Source organism: Treponema sp., from assembly GCF_051883275.1.
Lineage (GTDB): Bacteria > Spirochaetota > Spirochaetia > Treponematales > Treponemataceae > Treponema_D.
The window spans coordinates 1-24,398 of record NZ_JBJETK010000024.1; the positions used below are offsets into that span (position 1 = coordinate 1).

At 43.4% G+C, this 24,398-nt stretch carries 20 protein-coding genes and 1 tRNA gene; 18 read left to right on the forward strand and 3 right to left on the reverse strand.

Annotated features, from left to right (window positions below):
* The 16 genes from ACI4L0_RS03800 to ACI4L0_RS03875 all read left to right on the forward strand — a co-directional run.
* A partial coding sequence (locus tag ACI4L0_RS03800) for a restriction endonuclease subunit S (protein WP_439798842.1) occupies nt 1–647 on the forward strand: 647 nt, incomplete at its 5' end.
* 9 nt (nt 648–656) lie between these two features.
* Nucleotides 657–2,009, forward strand: a complete 1,353-nt coding sequence (locus tag ACI4L0_RS03805; RefSeq protein WP_439798843.1) for an RNA-binding domain-containing protein — start codon at nt 657–659, stop codon at nt 2,007–2,009.
* Between the two features lie 9 nt (nt 2,010–2,018).
* Nucleotides 2,019–3,092, forward strand: coding sequence for a PDDEXK nuclease domain-containing protein (locus ACI4L0_RS03810; protein WP_439798844.1), 1,074 nt, complete (start codon nt 2,019–2,021; stop codon nt 3,090–3,092).
* Between the two features lie 643 nt (nt 3,093–3,735).
* On the forward strand, nt 3,736–5,046 hold the full coding sequence (locus ACI4L0_RS03815) for a circularly permuted type 2 ATP-grasp protein (protein WP_439798845.1): 1,311 nt from the start codon (nt 3,736–3,738) through the stop codon (nt 5,044–5,046).
* The gene (locus tag ACI4L0_RS03820) at nt 5,028–5,753 is read left to right on the forward strand and encodes an alpha-E domain-containing protein (protein WP_439798846.1); all 726 of its coding nucleotides are present in this window, start codon (nt 5,028–5,030) and stop codon (nt 5,751–5,753) included. Before ACI4L0_RS03815 ends, ACI4L0_RS03820 begins: the two co-directional genes overlap by 19 nt.
* Nucleotides 5,754–5,783: 30 nt before the next feature.
* Nucleotides 5,784–6,734, forward strand: a complete 951-nt coding sequence (locus ACI4L0_RS03825; protein WP_439798847.1) for a transglutaminase family protein — start codon at nt 5,784–5,786, stop codon at nt 6,732–6,734.
* A gap of 12 nt (nt 6,735–6,746) precedes the next feature.
* Complete coding sequence (locus ACI4L0_RS03830) at nt 6,747–7,682, forward strand: M14 family metallopeptidase (protein ID WP_439798848.1); 936 nt, start codon at nt 6,747–6,749, stop codon at nt 7,680–7,682.
* Nucleotides 7,683–7,765: 83 nt separating this feature from the next.
* A complete protein-coding gene (locus ACI4L0_RS03835; protein ID WP_439798849.1) occupies nt 7,766–8,710 on the forward strand; it encodes a M14 family metallopeptidase in 945 nt (314 codons plus the stop codon).
* Nucleotides 8,707–9,978: an HAD hydrolase family protein gene (locus ACI4L0_RS03840; RefSeq protein ID WP_439798850.1), complete on the forward strand. Its 1,272-nt coding sequence runs from the start codon at nt 8,707–8,709 to the stop codon at nt 9,976–9,978. The genes ACI4L0_RS03835 and ACI4L0_RS03840 overlap by 4 nt, the downstream gene beginning before the upstream one ends.
* Before the next feature lie 83 nt (nt 9,979–10,061).
* Nucleotides 10,062–10,135, forward strand: a tRNA-Ile gene (locus tag ACI4L0_RS03845).
* 805 nt (nt 10,136–10,940) lie between these two features.
* A complete protein-coding gene (locus ACI4L0_RS03850; protein WP_439798851.1) occupies nt 10,941–12,314 on the forward strand; it encodes an MATE family efflux transporter in 1,374 nt (457 codons plus the stop codon).
* 103 nt (nt 12,315–12,417) lie between these two features.
* Nucleotides 12,418–13,695 (forward strand): TolC family protein, encoded by a 1,278-nt coding sequence (locus ACI4L0_RS03855; RefSeq protein WP_439798852.1) that lies wholly within the window; start codon nt 12,418–12,420, stop codon nt 13,693–13,695.
* Nucleotides 13,696–13,697: 2 nt separating this feature from the next.
* Nucleotides 13,698–14,645 (forward strand): efflux RND transporter periplasmic adaptor subunit, encoded by a 948-nt coding sequence (locus tag ACI4L0_RS03860; protein ID WP_439798853.1) that lies wholly within the window; start codon nt 13,698–13,700, stop codon nt 14,643–14,645.
* Nucleotides 14,638–17,739, forward strand: a complete 3,102-nt coding sequence (locus tag ACI4L0_RS03865; protein ID WP_439798854.1) for an efflux RND transporter permease subunit — start codon at nt 14,638–14,640, stop codon at nt 17,737–17,739. Before ACI4L0_RS03860 ends, ACI4L0_RS03865 begins: the two co-directional genes overlap by 8 nt.
* Nucleotides 17,740–18,030 (forward strand): PG0541 family transporter-associated protein, encoded by a 291-nt coding sequence (locus ACI4L0_RS03870; protein ID WP_439798855.1) that lies wholly within the window; start codon nt 17,740–17,742, stop codon nt 18,028–18,030.
* Between the two features lie 180 nt (nt 18,031–18,210).
* Nucleotides 18,211–19,815, forward strand: a complete 1,605-nt coding sequence (locus tag ACI4L0_RS03875) for a CTP synthase (RefSeq protein WP_439798856.1) — start codon at nt 18,211–18,213, stop codon at nt 19,813–19,815.
* A 32-nt stretch (nt 19,816–19,847) separates the two neighbouring features.
* On the opposite strand, the gene ACI4L0_RS03880 is transcribed toward ACI4L0_RS03875, so the two are convergent.
* The 3 genes from ACI4L0_RS03880 to ACI4L0_RS03890 form a co-directional block, all read right to left on the reverse strand.
* Nucleotides 19,848–20,432, reverse strand: a complete 585-nt coding sequence (locus tag ACI4L0_RS03880) for an ANTAR domain-containing response regulator (protein WP_439798857.1) — start codon at nt 20,430–20,432, stop codon at nt 19,848–19,850.
* Nucleotides 20,433–20,443: 11 nt separating this feature from the next.
* A complete protein-coding gene (locus ACI4L0_RS03885; RefSeq protein ID WP_439798858.1) occupies nt 20,444–21,652 on the reverse strand; it encodes a glutamine synthetase family protein in 1,209 nt (402 codons plus the stop codon).
* A gap of 208 nt (nt 21,653–21,860) precedes the next feature.
* The gene (locus ACI4L0_RS03890) at nt 21,861–22,370 is read right to left on the reverse strand and encodes a GNAT family N-acetyltransferase (RefSeq protein ID WP_439798859.1); all 510 of its coding nucleotides are present in this window, start codon (nt 22,368–22,370) and stop codon (nt 21,861–21,863) included.
* 724 nt (nt 22,371–23,094) lie between these two features.
* Between ACI4L0_RS03890 and ACI4L0_RS03895 the strand changes: the two genes are divergently transcribed.
* Both ACI4L0_RS03895 and ACI4L0_RS03900 read left to right on the forward strand, forming a co-directional pair.
* The gene (locus ACI4L0_RS03895; RefSeq protein ID WP_439798860.1) at nt 23,095–23,556 is read left to right on the forward strand and encodes a hypothetical protein; all 462 of its coding nucleotides are present in this window, start codon (nt 23,095–23,097) and stop codon (nt 23,554–23,556) included.
* A 592-nt stretch (nt 23,557–24,148) separates the two neighbouring features.
* On the forward strand, nt 24,149–24,349 hold the full coding sequence (locus ACI4L0_RS03900; RefSeq protein WP_439798861.1) for a hypothetical protein: 201 nt from the start codon (nt 24,149–24,151) through the stop codon (nt 24,347–24,349).
* Nucleotides 24,350–24,398: the final 49 nt, after the last annotated feature.

Sequence of the window (24,398 nt, forward strand, 5' to 3'; positions counted from 1 at the left end):
CAGAATGTGAAACTGTTGATTCAGAATATCAAAACGCTCAGAAAGAAATTGAAAATACAAAATCAGAAATTACAAAGTTAATGGCGAATCTAAAGGGACAGGAAAAGCGATTGGGTGAGATTGGAAAAATTTGTATGTGCAGACGAGTTATGAAAAATGAAACGAATTCTACTAATGGAATTCCTTTTTATAAAATCGGAACATTTGGCGGAACTGCTAATGCATATATTTCAGTTGAACTTTATGAAAAATATAAGAATCAATACCCATATCCAAAGAAAGGACAAATTTTAATTTCTGCGGCAGGTACGCTTGGAAAATCAGTAATTTTTGATGGAATGCCTGCATATTTTCAAGATTCAAATATCGTGTGGATAGATAACGATGAAAGTTTTGTATTAAATTCATATCTTTTTTATGCATTGCAAAGCGTAAATTGGAAAAAATATGCGACAGACGGAAGTGTGATTCCTCGAATTTATAATGATAATCTTCGTTCTGTAAAAATCCCCGTTCCCCCTCTAGCCGAACAACAGCGCATAGTTGCCCAAATCACCGCACTTGAAGAAAAAATCACACAGGCAAAACGCATTATGTCAGACTGTCCGCACAAAAAACAGACCGTCTTGGACAAGTGGCTCAAGTAGGAGAGTGTAATGGAAAACGAAATCATAGAATCACAGCATACAGAACTGAAGAGGGAACTCACGGATAAACTTGAGCGAATTGTAATCGCCTTTTTAAATTCAAAGGACGGTGGAATCATTTATTTGGGAATTGATGACGATGGTTCTGTAATAGGTGTGGAAAATCCTGATAAGGTTCAGCTTCAGATTGCAGACAGACTAAAAAACAATATACGCGGAGAAACTTTAGGGCTTTTTGATATTGTACTTGAAAAATGTGACGGTAAAAATGTTGTAAAAGTCATTGTTTCAAGCGGAACTGAAAAACCGTATTATCTCAAAGAAAAGGGAATGACAAGCGAAGGCTGTTTTATCAGAAACGGAAGCCGTGTTGAAAATATGACTTCCGCAATGATAGAAAAAGCCTTTGCCCGCAGAACAAGAAACACACTTTCTGTAATGAAATCGCCCCGGCAGGATTTGAAATTTGAGCAGCTTCAGATTTATTATCAAACTCACGGGAAAAAACTCAATGACCAGTTTGCAAGTTCTCTGAATTTTCTTACGGAAGATGGAGAATACAATCTGAATGCATTTTTGTTTGCAGATAATAACGATATCACAATAAAGATTGCAAAATTTGCAGGGACGGACAAAACACAGCTTATTGAAAATGAAGAATACGGTTTCTGTTCGATAATAAAAGCCTGCAAGGATGTTCTTGATAAATTAAATGTAGAAAACCGTACGCTTGCTCGTGTTACTTATCCGTTCAGACAGGAGCAAAGGCTTATTGATAGTGACTCTTTACGAGAAGCTGTGATAAATGCATTTGTTCATAATGATTATTCTGATTTGATGAGCCCTGCGTTTTATATTTTTTCTGACAGACTTGAAATAGTTTCTTATGGAGGACTTATAGATGGAATGTCAAAAGAAGAACTTGTTTCCGGGTGTTCTCGCCCAAGAAATCGTGAGATTATGCGAATTTTCAAGGATGTTGATTTAGTTGAGCAGTTGGGAACTGGTATGAACAAGATGATGAAAGCTTATACTCCTGATATTTTTACAGTCAGTCCTAATTTCTTTCATACTGTATTTGCGTATAAATCTTTGGAAACTAAGAATGTCCCTAATGTCCTTAATGTCCCTAATTCAGACAAATCAAATGTCCCTAATGATGAAATTTCAGAGAGACAGAAACTTATCCTGAGCTTGCTGAAAAATGACGGAAATCTGACGCTTGCTCAGATTGCGAAAGAATGTGATGTTTCGGAAAAAACAATAAAAAGAGATATTGCGGAATTAAAATCGCTTGAGTTTATCAGCAGAGAAGGCAGCACTCGTGGAAAATGGGTTGTGTTGGACAAATGGCTCAAGTAGGAGAGTGCAATGGAAAACGAAATAATGAAAAACGAAGATTTATTTGTAAAAATCACTTCTCTTATAGAAGAATCGCGACATCACATTGCAACTGCCGTAAACACTGCAATGGTGATTACTTATTTTGAAATAGGCAGATACATTGTGCAAGACGAGCAAAAAGGAAGCAATCGTGCAGAATACGGAAAATCTGTTTTAAAGGAACTTTCTTCAAAGCTTACGGAACGATTTGAAAAAGGCTGGTCTGTAGAAAATTTGCAGAATATCAGGAATTTTTATTTGGCTTACTCGCAAAAATACGAAACAGTGTTTCATAAATCTTCCGATTCAGATTTAGTAAACAGTGTTTACGAAATTCAAAATCCGTTTGAATTAAGTTGGAGTCATTATCTCATTCTTATGCGCATTCAGAATATTGACGAACGCAATTTTTATGAAATTGAATGTAAAAATCAAAATTGGAGTGTGCGTCAGTTAAGCAGACAAGTTAATTCCAGCCTATATGAGCGGCTTGCGTTGAGCAGAAACAAAGATGAAGTTATGGCTCTTTCTCAAAAAGGGCATATTGTCGAAAAACCGTCTGATATAATAAAAAATCCGCTGACTCTTGAATTTTTAGGACTAAAAGAAGAAGCTTCCTATTCGGAGTCAAAACTTGAGAATGCGATTATTTCCAAAATGCAGGATTTTTTGCTTGAAATGGGTAAAGGATTTTTATTTGAAGCCAGGCAGAAGCGTTTTACATTTGACGAAGAACATTTTTATGTGGATTTAGTGTTTTACAATCGTCTTTTGCGTTGCTATGTTCTAATTGATTTGAAAATTGATAAACTTACTCATCAAGATTTGGGACAAATGCAGATGTATGTCAATTATTTTGACCGCTATGTAAAACAGGATTTTGAAAATCCCACTATTGGCATTCTTCTTTGCAAAGAGAAAAAAGACACTCTTGTTGAACTGACTTTGCCAAAAGATTCAAATATCTACGCACAAGAATACAGTTTATATCTTCCCGACAAAAAACTTTTGCAGCAAAAAGTAAAAGAATGGATAGCGGAATTTGAAGATGCGGCTAAATAAACAAGCCGTTGCAAAACGCATTATGTCAGACTGTCCGCACAAAAAACAGACCGTCTTGGACAAGTGGCTTAGGTAGGAGAGTGCAATGGAAAATCGCATAGTGTCATTTCTTTTTTACACAGTCATTCCGAATTTATTTCGGAATCTTTGCTCGGATACAGCATAGATGCTGAAACAAGTTCAGCATGACAGTTTTTTAGTTGCATGACGATGCTTTTTATACAACCGCATAACAAGTTTTTTGTTGCATGGCAACTTTTTTAGACAGCTGCATGGCAATGCTTTTTGGAAAGTCGCATAGCAGTTTTTTAAGGGCTGTCTAAAAAGCCACAGTGCCATTCCAGATTTTCACTGCCATTACACTGTCATTCCGAATTTATTTCGGAATCTTTGCAGCGGATACAGCACAGATGCTGAAACGAGTTCAGCATGACAGTTTTTTAGACAGCCAACTTTTTGAAAAGGAAAGGGATTTGAAATTTGCTATTGAAAATAATGGCGCAAAGATATATAATTCAAGTATGTAGAGGCGAAAGTTATTTGCTTTTTGCTGATGTTTTTGTTTTGTTTACTGCAAAGGCGCAGAAAGACTTGTTCTTTCTGCGCCTTTTTTTGTTTTTCAGCCAAATTCCGGAGGATGCTTATGGACAATCTGATTTCAAATTCAAATCTGATAAATGAGCAGCTTGCACGCTATGGAGTAAAATTTGGAATCTACAAGAACGGTGTTTTCAATGAGCGCCTTTTTCCGTATGATCCTATTCCGCGTGTTATTTCTGCAAGTGACTGGGAATATTTAAAGACGGGACTGGTTCAGCGTGTCACCGCTTTGAATATGTTTCTGGCGGACATCTATTCAAAAAAGCAGATTGTGGCTGACGGAGTTGTTCCCGAGGATTTTGTTTTTTCCTCTTCCGGCTATCTTGCGCAGGTGGAAGGGCTTGAGCCGCCTCATTCGGTTTATTCGCACATTTCAGGAATCGACCTTGTGCAGGCGAAGGACGGGGACTGGTTCATACTCGAGGACAACCTGCGTATTCCAAGCGGCGCATCCTATCCGCTGATCGCGCGCAGCCTGGAGCGCAAGTGTTCTCCGCAGACATTCGTTGACAATCATGTTGTGGACAACCGCAGCTACGGAACAATGCTCAAGGATGTAATGGACGACATGAACTGCGGCGGAATAAATGTGGTGTTCACGCCGGGACGGTACAATGCGGCTTACTTTGAGCATGCGTATCTTGCCGAGCAGACCGGAAGCGTCTTGTGCCAGCCGGAGGATCTTTTTGTTGAAAACAATGTTGTGTACTGCAAGACGCTCAACGGAAAAGAGCGGGTCGGCGCGATATACAGAAGAATTTCGGACGAATACCTGGATCCGCTTTCATTCCTTCCCGAGTCCCTGATCGGAATTCCCGGTGTCATGAGCGCGTACAGGGCGGGAAACGTTGCGCTTTTGAATGCTCCCGGAAACGGCGCCGCCGACGACAAGGGCATCTACTACTTTGTGCCGAAAATGATTTCCTATTATCTCGGGCAGGATGCGATACTGAAGAACGCTCCGACTTATCTTCCGTTTTACGAGGAGGACAGAAAATATGTCCTGGACAATCTGGAAAAGCTTGTTATAAAGGATGTCGCTGAAGCAGGCGGCTATGGAGTTGTATTCGGGCGGGATCTGGACAGCGGAAAGCTGGATGAAATGAAGCAGCTTGTAAAGAGCCAGCCGCGCCGCTGGATTGCGCAGGAAGTGATAGATTTCAAGGATTTGGAAATAATGGACGAAGGCAGGAAGGTTGAGCGCAAAGCGGACCTGCGTGCATTTGTATTAACCGGGAAAACATGCCAGGTCTGGGCGAGCGGTCTCACACGCTTCTCAAGGAATCCGGCAAGTTTTGTAGTCAATTCATCTCAAGGCGGAGGCTTTAAAGACACATGGATTTTAGACAAGTAACAAGAAAATCGGACACACCTCTTACACTGAAGCAGGCTGATTCAATCTACTGGCTTGGACGCTACACAGAGCGGGTTCTTACAACACTCAAGTTCCTGATGGATATGTACGATTCAAATCTCGACTCTGATTTTGACTATGCAAAATACTGCCAGGATCTGGATATCTACAATGGATTCGTTTCATTGTCTGATTTCTGCCAGCGTTATGCTTTTGACAAGAGCTATCCAAGCTCGATCGCCGCAAGCATGGAGCGTTCCTACGACAACGCCGTGATGCTCAGGGAAACTATCGGAAGCGATGCGCTGAGCTACATAGAGATGGCGCGCCGCAGGCTGGACGATGCGCAGTACAGCAAAACTCCTGTTCTGGACTTTCAGAAGGTAATCGACTGCATCATGGCGTTCAAGGGGCAGTTCTTTGATTCAATCTGCGACCACAACATCCGCAATATACTGAACAGCGGCCTGACGATAGAGCGGCTTGACATGTATCTGCGGCTCAGCATCAACAAGGATAAGATTTCATTTGAATGTAACAGGCTTTCGTATTCAATCGCTGGAATTGACCTGCACGGAAGCAAGGAGGAGCTGAACAAAGTCTGCGGCGAGCTTTGCAACAAGGATGAATTCATTGACAACGCCGACAAGATGGTTCTGCTCCAGGTCATAGACAGCCTGTTCTTTGACATGGACACAGCCGCATAGAACTTCAGCTTAAAGTTTCCGAGAGAGAACATGAAAATTCTGGAAATTGACTACACAACAAAAATTGAATTTTCCGCGCCTGTCAATGATCACTATTTTATGCTCCGCTGTGTTCCCTCTTCCCGGGACGGACAGGCCGTTATTTCGCGGAATCTTTCGATAACGCCGGAAACTCCGCTTGTAACTTCCCGGGATATTTTTGGAAATATTTCGTATCAGGGAAGAATTGATTTTCCGCATACGGAATTTGCCTTTCATTCCACAGCGGAAGTGATTGTGGACAGAAAAAAAGGCTGCCGCGATGTGTGCTATCCGCTTTATAAGTACAATACTCCTCTGACAGCCGCAAGCCGGGAGATGAGGGAATTTCTGCGCTCGCTGTTTGCCGGAACGCCGCTTTATGATGATGTGGCTGAAAAAAAGCTTTTGCCGGTGAATTTTCCCGAGGCTGCGGAAATTCTCAGGCAGGGAATTTTCAGGCTGATAACTTACACGCCGGGAAGCTCCAACGTAAAGACCACTGCCCAGGAAGCTTTTTCGGCGCGCAGGGGAGTCTGCCAGGATTATTCCCACATTTTCTGCTCGCTGTGCCGAGAGGCCGGAATTCCATCGCGGTATGTTGCGGGAACAAGCAAGGGCGAAGGCTCCACCCATGCCTGGTCTGAGTATTTTGTTCCTGAGAACGGTGTGATACCGGCGAACGGAGCGGCTCTTCAGGGGCGGTGGTTCGGGGTTGACTGCACGCGGAACAAAAACACAGACGACACCTATGTTATTCTTTCTTCCGGGCGCGACTATCTTGACTGCAAGGTAGACGGAGGAATTTTCAGGGGGGCCGCCGACCAGAAGATGACAATCTTTGTAAAGACACAGGAAAAGGAAATTCAGAAAAACCAGGAGCAGAGGCCTGTGCGCCCTGTGAAATCCCTGGATGATCATATAAAGGATATAAAGCTGAAAAACCAGCAGCAGCAAATGTAAAGCAGGAAAAAAATGATAAAGACAGTAACTTCCGCTGAACTTCCGGTAAATGAAATTTTCAGCGTAAAAAAGCAGATTATAAAAAACGGTCGCTCCCACAAGAGAGTGTGCATTGTAACAGGAACCCACGGCGATGAGCTTGAGGGGCAGTATGTGTGCTGGAGCCTGATTCAGAAAGTGCGCGAGAACATTGCGCAGCTTGACGGCATCCTTGAAATTTATCCGGCGCTGAATCCGCTTGGTGTGAATTCAATGAGCCGCGGTGTTCCGCAGTTCGACCTTGATATGAACAGAATTTTCCCCGGAAACAAGAACGGCACTTTTGTAGAGTACACGGCTTCGGAAATCATAAATGACATGGACGGCGCGGACGTTGTTGTTGACATACATGCGTCAAATATTTTTCTGACGGAAGTTCCGCAGGTCCGCGTGAATGTGGAGTCAGTGGACAATCTTCTGGAGCTTGCAAAGACCATAAACTGCGATTTTATCTGGGTACATTCCGCGGCGACAGTCCTTGAGTCAACGCTCGCCTACAGCCTGAACAGCATAGACACCCCGACGCTCGTTGTGGAGATGGGAGTCGGCATGAGAATCACAAAGGAATACGGAGATCAGCTTGTTTCGGGAATTCTTTCGCTGATGAAAAAAATCGGTATATGGAAGGGCAAGACTGAAGAGCCGCGCACACCGTTTGTAGGCCGCGACGAGGACAACTGCGTTTCATTTTTAAATGCCGATAAAAGCGGAGTTTTTCTTCCGGCGATAAAGCACTGGACGGACGTGGAAAAAAATCAGGAAATCGGAAAAATAATAAATCCTCTTTCAGGGGAAACGGAAGAAATTCTGAAAAGCCCTATAGCCGGAAAAGTTTTTACGCTCAGGGAATATCCGATTGTCTACGCAGGCTCGCTCATTGCGCGTGTACTGGACACGTCAAAAACCTGAAGGGAGCATTTTTAAAATCAGCGGAATGATTTTTAAATCTGCAAATTCCTGCCATAGCAAAAATTGTTTTAGGGGAACTTAAGATGCGAGAGGAAACACTTTTTTCAATTAAAACTCCATACCGAGAGGAAGTGGACGTAAAGGGATTCTTTTTCGGCTCGGGAAAAAAAACGGCGTGCTTTGTCGGCTCTCTGCGCGGAAATGAAATTCAGCAGATGTACATTGCAGGCCAGCTTGTAAAAAAACTCAACGAGCTTGAATCCCGGGGCTTTTTAAATCCCGGCTACGAATTTCTTGTGATTCCATGCGTGAATTCATTTTCAATGAACATAGGAAAAAGATTCTGGCCTGTGGACAACACGGACATAAACAGAATGTTCCCCGGCTACAATCTTGGAGAAACCACACAGAGAATTGCGGCGGCGGTTTTTGAGCATGTCCGCGGCTATCAGTTTGGAATTCAGTTTGCAAGCTTTTATCTGGCGGGAGATTTTATTCCGCACGTCCGCCTTATGCACACGGAATTTCAGAATCCGGAGCTTGCAAAGAAATTCGGAATGCCCTTTGTTCTTTGCCGGGAGCCGAGCCCCATTGACACTACAACGCTGAACTACAACTGGCAGGTTTTTGAAACTGATGCGTATTCAATTTACACAACTGAAACAGATTCCATTGACAGCCACAGCGCAAAGACTGCAATAGATGCCGTTCTGCGCTTTTTGAATGATATGCATTTTGTAAACTACAAGACATTCGGGGGATGCAGCAGCGAGCTTATAATGGAAAACAAAATGACTCCGGTCTGCTCCCCGTGCGGCGGCTTGTTCCTGCGGCTTTTCAATCCGGGTGATGAGGTTCACCAGGGCGACGTTATCGCATTAATCTATGATCCTCTGCGCGGAGAAGTGAAAAACAAAATCTGCTCCCCGGAGGACGGAATAATTTTTTTCAGCCATAAGGCTCCGACTGTGACAGAACACCAGCTTTGTTTTTTTATACAAAAGCGGACATCGCCGGATTCAAAATGAAAAAAATACCTAAAGTCGGCGCAAGAATAATAAAGTCCGCCGCATCTATTGCGCTGTGCTATCTGGTTGACCTTTTGCGCGGAGAAAGCGGAATTGTGTTTTACAGCCAGCTTTCCGCCCTCTGGTGCATTCAAAGCTACGTTTCCACAACAAAGAAAAATGCAGTGCAGCGAATCATCGGAACTTGCCTTGGCGCAGTGTTCGGGCTTTTTGTTCTGCTGCTCACTGGATTTTTTAAAAGCAGATTTTTGCTCAGCCATTTTCAGTATTATGCGGTCAATGCGGTGATAATTTCCGCGACAATAATTCCGCTTATCTGGACAACCGTCCTGCTGAAGAAAAAGCAGGCGAGCTATTTCAGCTGTGTGGTTTTTCTGAGCATTGTTGTCATCCACATGTCGGACGAAAACAGTTTTCTTTTTGTATGGAACAGATTTCTTGACACCATGATAGGCATTGCAATCGGAGTGTCTGTAAATCTTTTTCATCTTCCGGGAAAAAAGAGAACGGATGTGCTGTTTATTTCGGGGCTTGATGATACGCTGCTGAACAAGGATTATCACCTGAATGATTTTTGCAGGGTAGAGCTGAACCGCATGCTGGATGAAGGAATAAATTTCACGCTGAGCACAATGCGTCCGCCGGCGGCCATAATGGAGCCTATGGCAGACATAAGGCTGAAGCTTCCGGTTATCGCCATGGACGGCGCGGTTCTTTATGACACAAGGGAAAAACGATACCTTTCAAAAATCGAGCTTGAGCCGGAAGAAAAATCGCAGGTCATGGAAATCCTGGAGGCAAACAGCCTGTCCTACTTTGCGAATGTTGTGATTGATGACAGCCTTCTGATTTATTACAAGACCCCGGACTGCCAGGTTCAGGAAACGCTGATCAGAGAGCTCAGGCGTTCGCCCTACAGAAACTACATAAAACGTCCGCTCCCGGAAAATGAATCCGTGGTTTATTTTATGATGATTTATCCGGCTGAAAAGGCAGAGCGAATCTACAAAATATTTGAGCAACATTCGCTCACAGACAAGCTGAAAATACTGAAGTATCCGAGCCGTGACTACCCCGGAAATTCCTACATAAAAATATTCAACAGATACGCCACACGCAGCAATATGATTGAATCATTCAAGAGAAAGCTCGGAGTGGAAAAGACAATCACAATAGGAACAGTTCCGGGAAAGTATGATTATCTGGTTGAAGAGGGAAACACAAACGAAGTTGTCCACATATTGAAAAGAAACTGGGATTTTCTCTAGGGAATCAATTTCCGCCGGCCGGAAGCAGCCGCTTGTTGTATTGACCAAAGAATTTGTATGTGATATATTACTACCTACTTAACGGGCCATTAGCTCAGTTGGTTAGAGCAGGGGACTCATAATCCCTTGGTCCTAGGTTCAAGTCCTAGATGGCCCACTGTTCAAGGATTTACAATTTGATATTGTAAATCCTTTTTTTATGGGCTCGTGAAAATATAAAGCGAAGCGGAATATTTTCTCAATAAACCATCCCTGCAAAGAGAAGTGCAAAAATCACACACCGAATTTTAATCAATTCCAACATAAACCGAGCAGTTCATCAATCAATTTGACGGCATACAGAAAAACAAATCTGAGTTATTGAAATCAAAATGGCTAAATGCAATAATATGATAAACAGATGACAAAGCCAAAAGAAATACCGGCAGAGCAGAAAATGAATAACTATGTACTTTGTATTGTCATAAAGTAAGCAGAATAAAAACTGACCGCAAATTTACCACAAGAACAAAAGAGGTTTTATATGAATAATTTACGTACCATACTTATCGGCTTAATCACCGCCTTGAGCCTGTACTTAATAATTTATACCGTTCTGTTTACTATATGTATAATTTCAAACGGGAATGAACTGATAAAAAAAACTGACGACTCAAAACTCAAGCCCTATCTGACAGAATCAATGCAGGAAGCCATAGAAGAAGGAAAAAAATTTTCGCTGAAAGAAGAAATTGAACTTTTCAAAAAAATGATTGCAATTAATGAAAACATCAGACATCAAAAATTGTTCCAGTTCGTATTAAGCTCGTTAATACCGATAATAGCGGTGCTCGTGGCAATCTGTATATTGTTTCTAATGCTTTTGATTAGCCTGCATTTTTTCAATTAGAAAACAGGGCGTAGACATTCAACATATATTTAGCGTTCTTGAGTTTTATTTTTTTTAGAAATAAAATAGCGCCATGACACAATACGAAAAAATGACTCAAACTCCAGTTGAAAAACTGATTATTTCACTTTCAATTCCTACCATTATAACGATGATGGTAACCAATTTATATAATATGGCAGATACCGCATTTGTCGGACGGCTCGGAAACAGTGCCAGCGGTGCGGTGGGAATCGTCTTTGGATTTATGTCCATTCTGCAGGCGGCAGGATTTATGTTCGGGCAGGGCTCGGGCAGTATCATTTCAAGAAGTCTCGGAAAAAAAGACGAAAACACGGCAAGCGAAATTGCATCAAAAGGATTTTTTTCTTCGTTCTTTACAGGCTGTATCATTCTGATTTTGGGCTTTGCGTTCCTTGAACCGCTTGTCTACCTGCTCGGAAGTACAAAGACAATCGCGCCTTATGCAAAAACCTACATCTCGTTTATCCTGCTGATTGCGCCAGTTACGATTTCAAGCTTTACGCTGAACAATATTCTGCGCTACGAGGGAAAAGCTTTTTTTGGAATGACAGGACTTTTTACGGGCGCGGTTTTGAACATTGCAGGCGATGCGTTCTTTATGTTCAAGTGTAATATGGGAGTTGCAGGCGCGGGGCTTTCAACGGCAATTTCGCAGGTCGTAAGTTTCTTTATTTTGCTGAGCGCATTTTTTACAGGAAAAACTACGTGCAGAATTTCGCTCAAACTGTTTCTGCCTGACTTAAAGAAAATCCTTGACATCGCCGCAACAGGAATTTCAAGTCTTTTCAGGCAGGGGCTGAGCAGCCTTTCTGCAATTATCCTTAATTATCTTGCCGCCTATTACGGCAACCTTGAACTTAACAATGCCGATGCCGCAGTTGCTGCGATGAGCATCGTTTCAAGAATTTTCTTCTTTATGTTTTCTATTTCCATAGGTGTCGGTCAGGGATTTCAGCCGGTGAGCGGTTTTAATTACGGCGCAGAAAAATTTGACCGCGTAAAAAAAGGATTTTGGTTTACGGTCGCATTTGCAGAATGTCTGATGATTATTCTTGCCGTCACGGTAATTCCGCTTGCGCCTTCAATCGTACAGCTTTTCCGCGACGATACTTCCGTCATAAGCATTGCCTCTCACTCGCTTAGGCTTCATTGCATTGCACTTCTGTTTTTGCCGTACTGTATGGCAGTCGATATGCTTTTGCAGAGCACCGGAAAAAAACTCGCGGCAAGCATCGTGTCGTCTTTAAGGAGCGGACTTATTTTTATTCCCGTGCTTTTCATTCTTTCGTATCTGCGCGGATTAAAAGGCATACAGGAAGCACAGCCGCTTTCGTTCATTCTCTCTGCAATTCCGACGGCATTCTTTGGAATTTCATTTTTCAAAAACCTGAACAGTTATATAGCAGGGAAATATAGGGACTAAAAGCGCATAAAAACCGCAGAAATAACAAGAAATTACTATTTATAATAAAATTTTATGCCCGTTTTTATTTGCAAGCGGCTCTTAAATCTATTATTGTTAAAATATGGAATTATTACGAAAGAGAATATGCATCATGTTTTTTTTCAGCGCGAGCTTGCTTTTTGCGGATGAAGGAAAGCTGATTCTTTCCCTTGAAGATGCTGTAAAGACTGCGCTTGAAAATAATGCCGGCATCCGTCAGAGTGAAATTTCTCTCAATGCAAAAAAGCGGGCCGAATCTTATTCCTGGAATTCTATAAGTCCTTCTGTGTCCGGCATTGGACGGTATTCCAAGGATGTTCCGGGAGAAAGCGACAGCGAGGCTTCTGTTTCAGCCGGGGTTTCTCTTACAGCATCCCTTTCGCCTTCTGTCTACACTTCAGTAAAGGGCGCAGGCCTTGAATATGCCCAGCAGCAGCTTTCTTACCAGAATGACATTCGTACGCTGGAGCTTGATGTAAGGAAAAAATACTATTCTCTTCTATATAAAAGTGAAGAAATAGCCCTGAAGGAAAAAAGTGTCAGCACTTCAAAGGCGCAGTATGAGTCCAATCTGGCGAAGTACAACCGCGGAACTTTTTCAAAGCTTGATGTGCTCAGCGCGCAGGTTTCTTATCAGAACGACCAGCTTGAGTTAAAATCCCTGAAAACAGCGATGGAAAACGAGACGGCTTCATTCAAGCAGCTTGTGGGAATTCCACAGGGAACAGAAATTCAGCTTTCTGGCTCTTTTGAGGCTGTCATGAAATTCGGGGGCGTTTCTCTGGACGGAATTGAGATTGCTCCGTATTCAGTCGAGTCGATTCAGAATAAAATCGAGAGCGCAAAAAATTCTCTTCTTGCTTCCAGGTTTGCCGCTTACGGGCCGAGCCTTTCCGCTTCGTACTCATACAATTATTCTTCTGCGGACAGCGGCTCCACTTGGGATGACAAGGGAACACTGTCGCTTCAGGCTTCAATACCGATTGACGGAATTTTTCCGTGGTCAAAGGGAGCGCAGGACGTTGCAGCCCAGAAGGACTCTCTGCGCACTCTGGAGCTTGAGCTTGAGGATGCAAGAATTTCCCTTGATGTGAATATTGCGGTTCTTATGAATCAGATAAAGCAGTGCCTTGAAAATCTGGAGCTTAGAAAAAGCAGCATCGAGCTTGCCCAGACAACCTACAACATGACACTTGAATCCTACAACCACGGAACAAAAGATTTGCTTTCGCTTCAGAATTCATCGGATGAGCTTTTGTCCGCGCGGCTGAATCTTCTTCTGGAAACATATAATCTTATCTGCTCGATTCTTGACTTGGAAAATATAATAGGAGTTCCGTTTGGAACCTTGGAGAAATAATTATGAAAGCAAAGCTATCCTTTATTGTCATTTCTGTTATATGTGTTTTTGTGCTGGCAGTGTCTTTTCTGGCGCTGAAATTTTCTCCTGAAAAAAAGCCGGGCGGTTTCAAGCCGATGGAAAGACCTGCGGAGGCAGTGACTGTAAGAACTATGCCTGCTGAGCGCGGAACGCTTCATGCCTACGTTGACACAAACGGCGAAATAGAATGTGAAAGAAATGTTGACTGTTATCCTGACATCGGCGGAAAAATAGCCAAGGTTTATGTTTCACTCGGCGATGTTGTAAAAAAGGGCGATGTCCTTGCGGAAGTTGATCCGAGCGAGCCGGGGCTTTATTATGTGAACAGCTCTGTCTATGCTCCTATCAGCGGCACTGTGACTTCCACGCCGAAGGAAACGGGAACAACCGTAACTTCTTCCACTTCAATAACAACAATAGGCGATGTGTCGAACCTTCAGATAAGGGCAAAAATTCCTGAGCGTTATGTTTCATTTCTTGTGCGCGGACTGAAGGCAAGAATTTCGCTGGAAGCCTATCCTTCGGATTCTTTTTCAGCATCGGTAAAAAAAGTTTCGCCTGTGCTTGATTCTGCGAGCCGCACAAAGGAAATTGTTCTTGTGTTTGACAATGCGGATCCAAGAATCAACGCCGGAATGTTTGCCAAGCTCACTTTGTTTACCGCCGATTATTCCGGGGAGATTATTGTTCCTTCAAACTGTGTAATTGAAAGGAATTCGCATAAGTGTGTTTTTGTTTTGTCGGACGACGGGGATTCAGTTTCCATGCGTGAAGTGGAGCTTGGAGTTTCCGTGGACAGCATGGTGCAGGTGCTTTCCGGAATCTACGAGGGCGAAAGAATTGTTACAGAGGGAATGAGTTCGCTGCTGGACGGAAGCTCTGTGCGCGATGTGTCATCTGCGGCCGGCAGGGAGAAAAGCAATGGTTAGTGAAAAAACTCTTGAGCATCCGGTTCTTACGCTGATGGTGTTCACGCTGCTGGGGCTTATGGGAATTTTTTCCATAGGCAGCACGGCGGTTTCCCTTATGCCGGACGTTGATTTGCCGTATCTCATGATTTCCGCGACCTATGAAAACGCAGGGCCTGAGTCAGTGGAAAAATCCGTGACCACGCTGATTGAAGATGCGCTTGTGAGCCTTACGAATTTGAAGGAAATAACATCTGTTTCCTCCGAGGGCAGCTCCAGGGTTTCCCTTGAATTCAATTACGGCACAGACCTTGATGTTGCCGTGAACGATGTGCGGGACAAGCTTGACAGGATTACACGGCGGCTTCCCGATGATGTTACGCCCACGATATTCAAGATGGACTCCAACAGCCAGCCGATTATGAGAATTGCCGTGCGCGGAAACAGAACGGTTGACGAGCTGAAGAAAATCGCCGAAGACCAGGTTGTTGATGTCCTTGAGCAGGCGCAGGGCGTTGGAGAGGCGGAAGCTCTTGGAGGCCGCACCCAGATTGTGCGCGTTGAGCTTGAGCAGAACAGGCTTCAGGCCTACAATCTTACACTTTCGGAAGTTTCGTCGGTTTTGGCAAAGCAGAATCTTGAAATCGGCGGCGGAACTATCACAGAAGGCTTTATGGATTATTCCATCCGCACAACAGGCGAATACATGGACATTGCCCAGATAAATAATACTGTTATTGCAACCCGCAACGGCTATGATGTAAAGCTGTGCGACATCGGAAAAGCGTTCATGGGCTATCAGGATGCCAGCAATGCTGTTTACATCAACGGGCTTCCCGGTGTTTACGTTTCGATTACAAAGCAGTCCGGGGAAAACAGCGTGACCGTGGCGAATTCGGTTTACAAAAAAATCGATGAGCTTAAGACTCTGCTTCCGTCTGATATTTCGCTTGAAATAATACGCGACGACACTGACAGCATCCGCGATACGCTCAAGACGCTTTTTGATTCGGCATGGCAGGGACTTTTGCTTGCGGTTATAATCCTGTTTGTTTTTCTCAGGGCAATAAAGACCACGCTTATAATTGCAGTTTCAATTCCGCTGTCAATTATCATAACGCTTCTGTGCATGAATTTCGCCGGAATAACGCTGAATATGATGACGCTCACAGGACTTATTCTTGGCGTGGGAATGATTGTTGATGCCTCGGTTGTTATGATTGACAATATTTATTCATACAGAATGAGGGGCGCAAAGGCAAATATCGCCGCAGTTCTCGGAAGCTCCGAAATGGTGGTTTCTGTAATTTCAGGAAATCTGACTACAATCTGTGTTTTTATTCCATTTTTGTTTTTTATGAAAGATTTGGGCTACATGGGGCAGATGTTCAAGGGAATTATCTTCACTATTGTGATTGCGCTTATAAGCAGCCTGTTCGTGGCCATTTTTCTTGTGCCTGTTCTTGCCGGGCATTTTCTTCCGATTACAAACAGAAATGAAAAGCCGGTCAGATCCAGTTTCTTTAAAAAGCTGTACAGCTGCTTTGAAAAATCCCAGGATGCGGTCGCCGGTGTTTACGGGCGCATGCTGAAAAAGGCTCTGGACAACCGTGGCGCGACTATTGTTATCTGCGTTACCGCGCTGCTCCTTTCGTTTATTCTTATTCCGACACTCAGAATCCAGCTTATGTCAGGCGGACATGACGACAGCGTTTCTGTAAAAATGTCACTTCCGCTGGGAACTTCTCTTGAGGAAACCACAAGGGCGGTTCTTGAATTTGAGGAAATCATAAAGGGCGAAATCAAGGGCTACAAGAACATTATAACGAGCATAGGCTCCACAAGAAGAGCATCAGGGTCTTACAACGGAACAATTCAAATTTCGCTTCCTGACTCCAAGCTTCAGATAGACAATGACGAAGTGATAAAGCAAAAGCTCAGAAGGCATTTCTCTGATTTTGCGGGCGTTGAATTCAGCTTTGGACAGAGCCGCCGCCAGCAGATGACAGGAAATGATATTGATATTGTTCTCAGGAGCGCAAGCCTTGACAGCGCGCTTGATGTTGCGGACAGAATCGCTGAGGTTATGGAGTCTATTCCCGACATCGGAGAAGCCACGATTGATACGGACAAGGGACTTCCGCAGGTTCAGGTTGAAATCGACAGGCAGCGCGCCTACAGTTTCGGTGTGAATGTCGCGGCGGTTGCCAATGAGATTGAAGCGAGCATAGAAGGAATTTCAACGACTGTGTACCGGGAAAACGGAGATGAGTACACTGTGTATGTCATGCTTCGCCCGGAGGACAGGCAGAAAGTTATTGACCTTGAGCAGATTTATGTGAACGGAACAAACGGCAGAGTGTGCGTTGCGAATTTTGCGAGCGTTGTAAAAAGCCTGGGGCCTGTTTCAATCAACCGTGAAAACCGCCGCCGCATTGTCCATGTTACAGCTGATATTGTTTCAAATGAAAATGCGAATGTTGTTGAAGACAAAATCAGGGAGGGAATACGGAATTCGATAGTTGTGCCGGACAATGTTTCCGTGAGCTACGAAGGTTCCTGGAAGGATGTAAAGGAGCAGTCCGCTGTGTTCTCAAAAATCTTAGTGATGGCAGTCCTGCTTGTTTTTGGCGTTATGGCGGCAACCTACGAAAGCTTCAAGGCTCCGTTTATAAATCTCATGACAATACCGTTCCTGGCAATCGGAGTTGTTTTCATCTATAAAATCAGCGGACAGTCGTTCAGCCTTCTTTCAGCGGTGGGCCTTGTTATGCTTGTTGGAATTGTTGTCAACAACGGAATTATTCTGGTGGACTATACAAACCTGCTTGTGGAAAGGGGTGTTCCGATGCACGAGGCCTGCTACAAGGCAGGATGCTCAAGGTTCCGCCCTGTTCTCATGACAACGCTTACAACAATACTTGGAATGATTCCCATGTGCTTTGCTTCAAGCGGAAGCGCCGGCATGGTTCAGCCGATAAGCGTGGCGGTTGTGGGAGGACTTACAAGCTCAACTTTTATAACGCTCTTTTTTATTCCCGTTCTCTATACCTTCATCATGAAAAAACGCAGGAACAGGGAGGAAATTTCTGTTGTTCTTCCGGAGGAAAAATAAATGTACCGAATTGAAATAATTTCCAACAAATCTGTGGAGGAAGATATAATCCAGGCGCTTGAGCTTTATGTTCCGGGAATTCTGTACACTACATTTCCTCTTGCTTACGGCAGGGGAGGCGATGACAGGAAGCTCGGAAACACAACCTGGCCTGAAAAGAATTTCGTCCTTGTGAGCTATATTGAAGATGATGAGCTTCAGAAAATCCGCTCTGTAATCCGCGCGGTAAAGCAGAAATTCAAGAGCGAGGGAATCAAGCTTTTTATCGTAAAGGCGGAGGAGGAAATTTGAATTCCAAAGCCGGAATTTTGAGCTGCTGCAATCTTGACGGTAAGCTATAATTTTGGCATACTAACGTACATTGTGCACCGACTAATCCACATTCGATTGTCCGGTGTTTTCTTAAAGCGACTATATGCCGCAGATTGCTTCTGTAGTCTGCGGATTTTTTTTTGAATAGGAAGGCGTGCTATGAAATCAACAAAGTATATTTTTGTTACGGGCGGTGTTGTTTCCGGTCTTGGAAAAGGTATTACAGCTGCATCCCTGGGACGCCTGCTCAAGTCGCGCGGGCTGAAGGTTGCTTCCCAGAAACTTGATCCGTATATCAACGTTGACCCGGGAACAATGAGCCCTTACCAGCATGGCGAAGTCTATGTCACCGATGACGGCGCGGAAACCGACCTTGACCTTGGACACTACGAGCGGTTTATTGACGAAGACCTCAATAAGTTTTCAAATCTCACTTCAGGAAAAGTTTACTGGAATGTTCTGAACAAGGAGCGCCGCGGAGAATATCTTGGCGAAACCGTTCAGGTTATTCCCCACATTACAAATGAAATAAAATCGTTTATCTACAATGTCGGAAAGACTTCCGGGGCTGATATTGTCATTACAGAAGTCGGCGGCACAACAGGCGACATTGAAAGTCAGCCTTTCCTTGAGGCAATCCGCCAGGTGGGTCTTGAAGTCGGAAGGGAAAATTCTCTCTATATCCACGTTACTCTTCTGCCTTTTCTGCACGGCTCCGATGAGCATAAAACAAAGCCGACCCAGCACTCTGTAAAGGAGCTTCAGGGACTTGGAATCAAGCCGGATATTCTTGTTCTTCGCTGTGATGAAAAGCTTGAAGAAAGCATTTTCCGCAAGGTTGCAATGTTCTGCAATGTAAAGCCGGACTGCGTTATTGAAAACCTGACGCTGCCTGTGCTTTATCAGGCTCCGATTATGCTTGAAAAGCTTCATTTTTCGGATATTGTCTGCCGCGAGCTGAACCTTTCTGTTCCTCCGTGCGACCTTTCTGAATGGAATGTCATGCTTGATAAAATCCAGAACCGCACAAAGAAAGTGACAATCGGTCTGGTCGGAAAATACGTTCAGCTTCATGATGCATATCTTTCCGTGGCGGAAGCGTTGCAGCATGCCGGCTACGAGCTTGGCTCCTATGTGAATATAAAGTGGATTGACAGCGAGTCTATTTCGCGGGAAAACGTGGACGACATTCTCGGCGGATGCAATGGTGTTATTGTTCCCGGCGGTTTCGGTTCACGCGGAATAGAAGGAATGATTGCCGCCGCTGATTATTGCCGTGAGCGCAATCTTCCGTACCTTGGAATTTGCCTTGGAATGCAGATTGCCGTTATTGCCTTTGCACGCTCTGTATGCGGCTTCAAGGATGCGAATTCCGGCGAGTTCAATGAAAACAGCGCGCACAAGGTGATTGACTTTTTGCCTGACCAGAATGAATCCGTAAACAAGGGCGGCACGCTTCGCCTTGGAGCCTATCCGTGCAAAATCAAAAGGGACACACAGATGTACAAGTGCTACAAGTCCGAGGAAATTTCCGAGCGCCACCGCCACCGCTATGAATTCAACAATGATTTTAGGAGCGCGCTCCAGGATGCCGGTCTGACTCTGAGCGGAACTTCGCCTGATGAAAAAATAATAGAAACTATCGAGTATGACAAAAATGATTTCTATGTCGGCGTGCAGTTTCACCCTGAATTCAAGAGCCGCCCGAACAAGGCACATCCTCTGTTTCTGGGGCTTGTCGGCTCTGCTCTGGGCGAATGGTAAGACGGACACGGGAAGCGCCGGCCGGCGTTTCCCTAGGATTCGTAGCGTTCTATAATTTCTTCTGCAACTTCGCGCTTGCTTTGCCGGTTGTCCATTGAAAGCTTTTCTATGTGGCGGTGCGCATCGCTTTCGCTCATATTCAGCTTTTCAATCAGCAGCCATTTCGCCTTGTTCACGGTTCTTATGTCCTGCATTTTTTCCTGAAGCGTCTTGTTTTTTGCTTCCATTTTCTGAAGCCTGAAAGTCAGCGCGGAAAGCATTTTTACTGCTGTAAAAAACATTTCTGGCGAATTCGGCTTGGGGAGAGTCACAATTCCCTGCTCTTCAACTTTATATGAAGTTTCCTCGTAAAGCTCATTTTTAACAAGAAGCAGAATTCCCATGTTCATGTCCGCAAAGCTTTCCGCGAATAGAATTCCATGCTCGTCCGGCAGCGGAGAATCCACAATAAGAATGTCAACAGGAAGCTCAAGGAGCATCCGGCGCGCTTCTCCTCCTGAAAATGCATGGAAAATCGGGAAAAAATCGCTTTTGGGGAGTATGCAGGAGATGTTGTCATGAAAACTCTGGGTTTCAGAAACAATCATGACTTTTCTTCGGGCTTTTAAAGGGTTCATTGTTCGGCCTTTTATATTTCAAAGCATGAAGTGAAATCTGCGTTGAGATGTTCTTTTACAAAACTGCTGTTTTTTGCAAGTTCCACAGCTTCAGCCAGTGTTCCGGGAAGACACTCAAGGCTGGAGATTACTTCCGGCGCGGCAGTAGACAGATTTATTTCTGTTGGCTCGCAGAGCTTCATGTTTTTTTCGATTCCGTCAAGGCCTGCGTAAATAAGGAGCGCATAGACAATGTACGGGTTCGCCATCGGATCAGGAGAGCGCAGTTCAAATCTTTTGTGGGAATTTATAGCGGATGGAACACGGATGAGCTGAGTGCGGTTTTCGTGTGCCCAGCTTACATATTTTGGGGCTTTTTTGGTTCCGAGCCGCATATAGGAATTTTCAGTGGGATTCAGGAACGCTGTGATTTCGCGGATGTGTGAAAGAATTCCTGCCATGAATTCGTTTTGAACTTCTTTGCCTGAATTTTCCTTGACGGAGATATTCACGTGGAAGCCGTTTCCGCTTTCTTCCGGGAGAGGCTTCGGGGAAAAATCCGCATAAAGACCGTTGCGCACTGCCACTGCCTTTACGACTGTTATAAAATTCATGGTGTTGTCCGCCGCCTCAAGCGCATGGCTGTAGCGGAAGTCAATTTCATTCTGCCCCGGGCCTTCCTCGTGGTGGGAATTTTCAGGATGAAGATCCATCTGCTCCAGTGTGATGCAGATTTCGCGGCGGATGTTTTCGCCCTTGTCCTCGGGAGCAACGTCCATGTAGCCTGCGTTGTCAAAAGGAATTTTTGTGGGGTTTCCCTTTTCGTCAGTCTGGAAAAGGTAGAATTCACATTCCGAGCCGAAATTTATTGTCAGGTTTTTGCTTTCCGCTTTCTGCACGGCTTTCTTTAAAATAGCGCGGCTGTCTTTTTCAAAAGTTTCTCCGTTGCTTTTTCTGATTTCGCAGAACATACGCACAACCTTTCCTGTCTGCGACCGCCATGGAAGAACTGTGAGCGTGGATGGAATCGGGAAGAGGAACAGGTCAGAGTGGGCTTCGTCTGTAAAGCCTGCGATTGAAGAGCCGTCAAAGGCAATTCCTTCTGTGAATGCGCGCTCAAGCTCATCTGGAATAATTGCGACATTTTTCTGGTTTCCAAAAATATCACAGAATGCGAGCCGGATAAATTTGACATCCTCCAGCTGGATAAATTCAATGACTTCTTCTTTTGTGTAGGACATTTTTCCTCCGTAAAAAGCCGGCAAAAAATTCCGCTCCGGCCTTTTAGTTTTCCACGGCAAAGCAGGTTCCCCGAAAGCAAAAGCTTCCGCAGTTTCCCTGAGATTTTCGGGTGGTTTTTTAGATTAATGGATTATGGTTTTACTGTCAATTATTTAGGGAAATGCCGGCGCGCTTGAACTGGCAAATCCTGCATTTCCCCTATTCACTCTAATTTTCAAAGAAAAACACGTCAGCCGGTGTGCCATCCTCATAATCCGCTTCTTTATTAGGGTATTTTTCCACCAGGCGGTAATTTCCTTTTGTGTAGTCTGCAATTACGTTATTCCAAAAATATACGGAGCCGGTATTATGCGGATGCCGTTTCAACTGCCATTTTCCGTGATGCATATTCAGCACCTGAAAAACAGCTTCTTTGCCATATCCTTTTCTTCTGTACTTATTCATTATAAAAAATTCTGACAGGCAAAAATCCGTGTCCTCCTCAGGAACTTCCGGATAATCACTGATAAGTATAAATCCTGCCAGTTTATTATCGACCTTAATAAAATATGGATATCTATTTTCTTCTTCGAAATAACAGTCCAGATATTCATATCCGTATAAACCGTCATCCTTTACATCTGTTTTCTCCCATTGAGAAAATTCATAAAGGTATTTTTCAAGAAGATTCATCATAGTATCCCTGTCTTCTTTTTTAGCTTCTACAATTTCCAGCATTTTTTTGCATCTCCTGTCTGTAATACTTTCATATTCAGGTCTTATTAAAAATTTAAATAATTTTCACTCAAAAGTTTCTACAAATATCCGTTTCAAAGCCTCATGCTAAAATCCAAAATCTGTATATAACTTTACGCCCATATCTGATGCCGTATTAAGAATAAACTGTCATATTTAAACATAGCAAAGCATTTGCAAATCACATGGTTCAGCTTCTGCAAATTCTTTTATCTGGCAGTCTGTCAGTTCAGCTCCCATAGCTTTATAAAAAGCAATCGTTTCTTCGGATGAGCATGCTGAAATATACAAAGCCTCTGCTCCAATCTTTCGAGCTTCCTCCTTTCCTATGATAATAATTCGATTCTAATCAATTTTTTCTCTCCTTAAAATACATAATCTAATCTGTTGCAATAATTTAATTCTAATCATATTTTACCTCTATAAAATACAATAATCCATATTGTTTTTCCATTATGAATTAGTCTTTTTCAGGAAAGAAAAAAAGAACTTAAAGCGCAGTTTGAGCACATATTGGAAAATTTGTAGCCGCGTGGTTTCTTGCTTCTTTTTTGAAAAAACGCTATATTTTTTCCAAGACAATAAATGGTGTCTGTCCTGTGTCAGCCGGACGGATTTCATTTGTTGTCTTTTTTTTGCTTTTCTGGATTTCGATTGATTTCGTTTATAGAAAAGCGGAAAAAAATCTTTTTTACGGGAGCAATATATGCCGGAAACAAAATTTGAGAGGGTGATTTTTTTAATGCTGATGGTGTTCTGTATGGTCTTTTCAATGACCGTGTACACGATTTCGCTGAAATGCGGCTCGCTGGGCGCGGATGTTTTTTCTGCGGCGGTGCGCGAAATGTGGCTGGAGTACGTTGTTGTGTTCTGCCTTGTGTTTTTTGCGGTATCGCGCCTTTCTGCTGTTCTTGCAAAGCGGCTTTTCAATCCTGAAAAGGATAATCCGTTTTTTATGATTCTTTCGGTGCAGTCGATTACGGTGTGTCTTGTCGTGCCGCTGATAACGCTTTTTGCAACGTTTGTTCACGGCGGCGCGGAAAACTGGTTCTGCCGGTGGATTTTGCTTGCATTCCAGTGTTTTCCGGCGGCATTTTTCCTGCAAGTGTTTTTTATAGGTCCGCTTGTCCGTTTTGCGTTCAGGCTTTTGTTCCGCCGCGCTCGCTGATTTTTTACGGCAGGCGGATGCCGTCTGCCATTTTTTTACGTTTTCTTACTTTTTTTTAACATTTCTATCGAAGAAATCTAACATAATTCATCTAGTATGCTTCCATAAACAAAGCAAGAGTTTCTTACTTCCAAAGTAAAGGAAAATATTTCCCGCTTAAATGAAAAAAACGAACTTAATAAACAACAGTCAGAAGAAATTTAACTTCTAAAGAAATCTTTTCAAAAAAATTCGGAATTATCCCCTCATACACTCCAATACAAAAAAATAAAAAATTCACTTTTTTGTAGTATTTTGATTATTTACCATTGATAAAATATCAAGAATGGTGTAATATAATAATCAAGGAGGTACAGAATGGGTGATAAACCTAATCTAACAGACTGGATTATTGCGATAGCAGCCTTGATAACAGCAATCGCAACAATCCTAGAAGTAGTTTTGAAATAAACTACAAGGTAGGCTCTGAAAAGAGCCTGCCTTTATCTTACTTTTTTACTGAAGGAGTATCAAGTATGAAAAGGACATATCTTTATTTTGCGGTATTTTTAATAATATTTGCAGCATACTTTGTAATTAAGGTGGTGTAAAAATGACAGATTCTAAGCACGGCGGAAAGCGTGAGGGTGCAGGCAGACCAAAAGGAACAACAAAGGAAAATAAAAAGGTCTACAAGACATTCAGCGTTTCGTGCTTAGAACACGAACTTGCATTGATAAAAAGCAATGCAGAAAAACAGGGCAAGACACCGAGCCGATATTTGGTTGATCTTGCTCTGAAAGACGAAAACTAAAAGCAGGAGGCATATATGACATTCTTTGATTTTATGACAAAGTTTCCGA

Coding starts and splice junctions, on each gene's coding strand:
- ACI4L0_RS03840 (WP_439798850.1), top strand. CDS start 8,707: ATGAAAAAAATACCTAAAGTCGGCGCAAGAATAATAAAGTCCGCCGCA.
- ACI4L0_RS03865 (WP_439798854.1), top strand. CDS start 14,638: ATGGTTAGTGAAAAAACTCTTGAGCATCCGGTTCTTACGCTGATGGTG.
- ACI4L0_RS03815 (WP_439798845.1), top strand. CDS start 3,736: ATGGACAATCTGATTTCAAATTCAAATCTGATAAATGAGCAGCTTGCA.
- ACI4L0_RS03890 (WP_439798859.1), bottom strand. CDS start 22,370: ATGCTGGAAATTGTAGAAGCTAAAAAAGAAGACAGGGATACTATGATG.
- ACI4L0_RS03850 (WP_439798851.1), top strand. CDS start 10,941: ATGACACAATACGAAAAAATGACTCAAACTCCAGTTGAAAAACTGATT.
- ACI4L0_RS03830 (WP_439798848.1), top strand. CDS start 6,747: ATGATAAAGACAGTAACTTCCGCTGAACTTCCGGTAAATGAAATTTTC.
- ACI4L0_RS03875 (WP_439798856.1), top strand. CDS start 18,211: ATGAAATCAACAAAGTATATTTTTGTTACGGGCGGTGTTGTTTCCGGT.
- ACI4L0_RS03895 (WP_439798860.1), top strand. CDS start 23,095: ATGCCGGAAACAAAATTTGAGAGGGTGATTTTTTTAATGCTGATGGTG.
- ACI4L0_RS03820 (WP_439798846.1), top strand. CDS start 5,028: ATGGATTTTAGACAAGTAACAAGAAAATCGGACACACCTCTTACACTG.
- ACI4L0_RS03860 (WP_439798853.1), top strand. CDS start 13,698: ATGAAAGCAAAGCTATCCTTTATTGTCATTTCTGTTATATGTGTTTTT.
- ACI4L0_RS03900 (WP_439798861.1), top strand. CDS start 24,149: ATGACAGATTCTAAGCACGGCGGAAAGCGTGAGGGTGCAGGCAGACCA.
- ACI4L0_RS03805 (WP_439798843.1), top strand. CDS start 657: ATGGAAAACGAAATCATAGAATCACAGCATACAGAACTGAAGAGGGAA.
- ACI4L0_RS03885 (WP_439798858.1), bottom strand. CDS start 21,652: ATGTCCTACACAAAAGAAGAAGTCATTGAATTTATCCAGCTGGAGGAT.
- ACI4L0_RS03870 (WP_439798855.1), top strand. CDS start 17,740: ATGTACCGAATTGAAATAATTTCCAACAAATCTGTGGAGGAAGATATA.
- ACI4L0_RS03855 (WP_439798852.1), top strand. CDS start 12,418: ATGGAATTATTACGAAAGAGAATATGCATCATGTTTTTTTTCAGCGCG.
- ACI4L0_RS03880 (WP_439798857.1), bottom strand. CDS start 20,432: ATGAACCCTTTAAAAGCCCGAAGAAAAGTCATGATTGTTTCTGAAACC.
- ACI4L0_RS03810 (WP_439798844.1), top strand. CDS start 2,019: ATGGAAAACGAAATAATGAAAAACGAAGATTTATTTGTAAAAATCACT.
- ACI4L0_RS03825 (WP_439798847.1), top strand. CDS start 5,784: ATGAAAATTCTGGAAATTGACTACACAACAAAAATTGAATTTTCCGCG.
- ACI4L0_RS03835 (WP_439798849.1), top strand. CDS start 7,766: ATGCGAGAGGAAACACTTTTTTCAATTAAAACTCCATACCGAGAGGAA.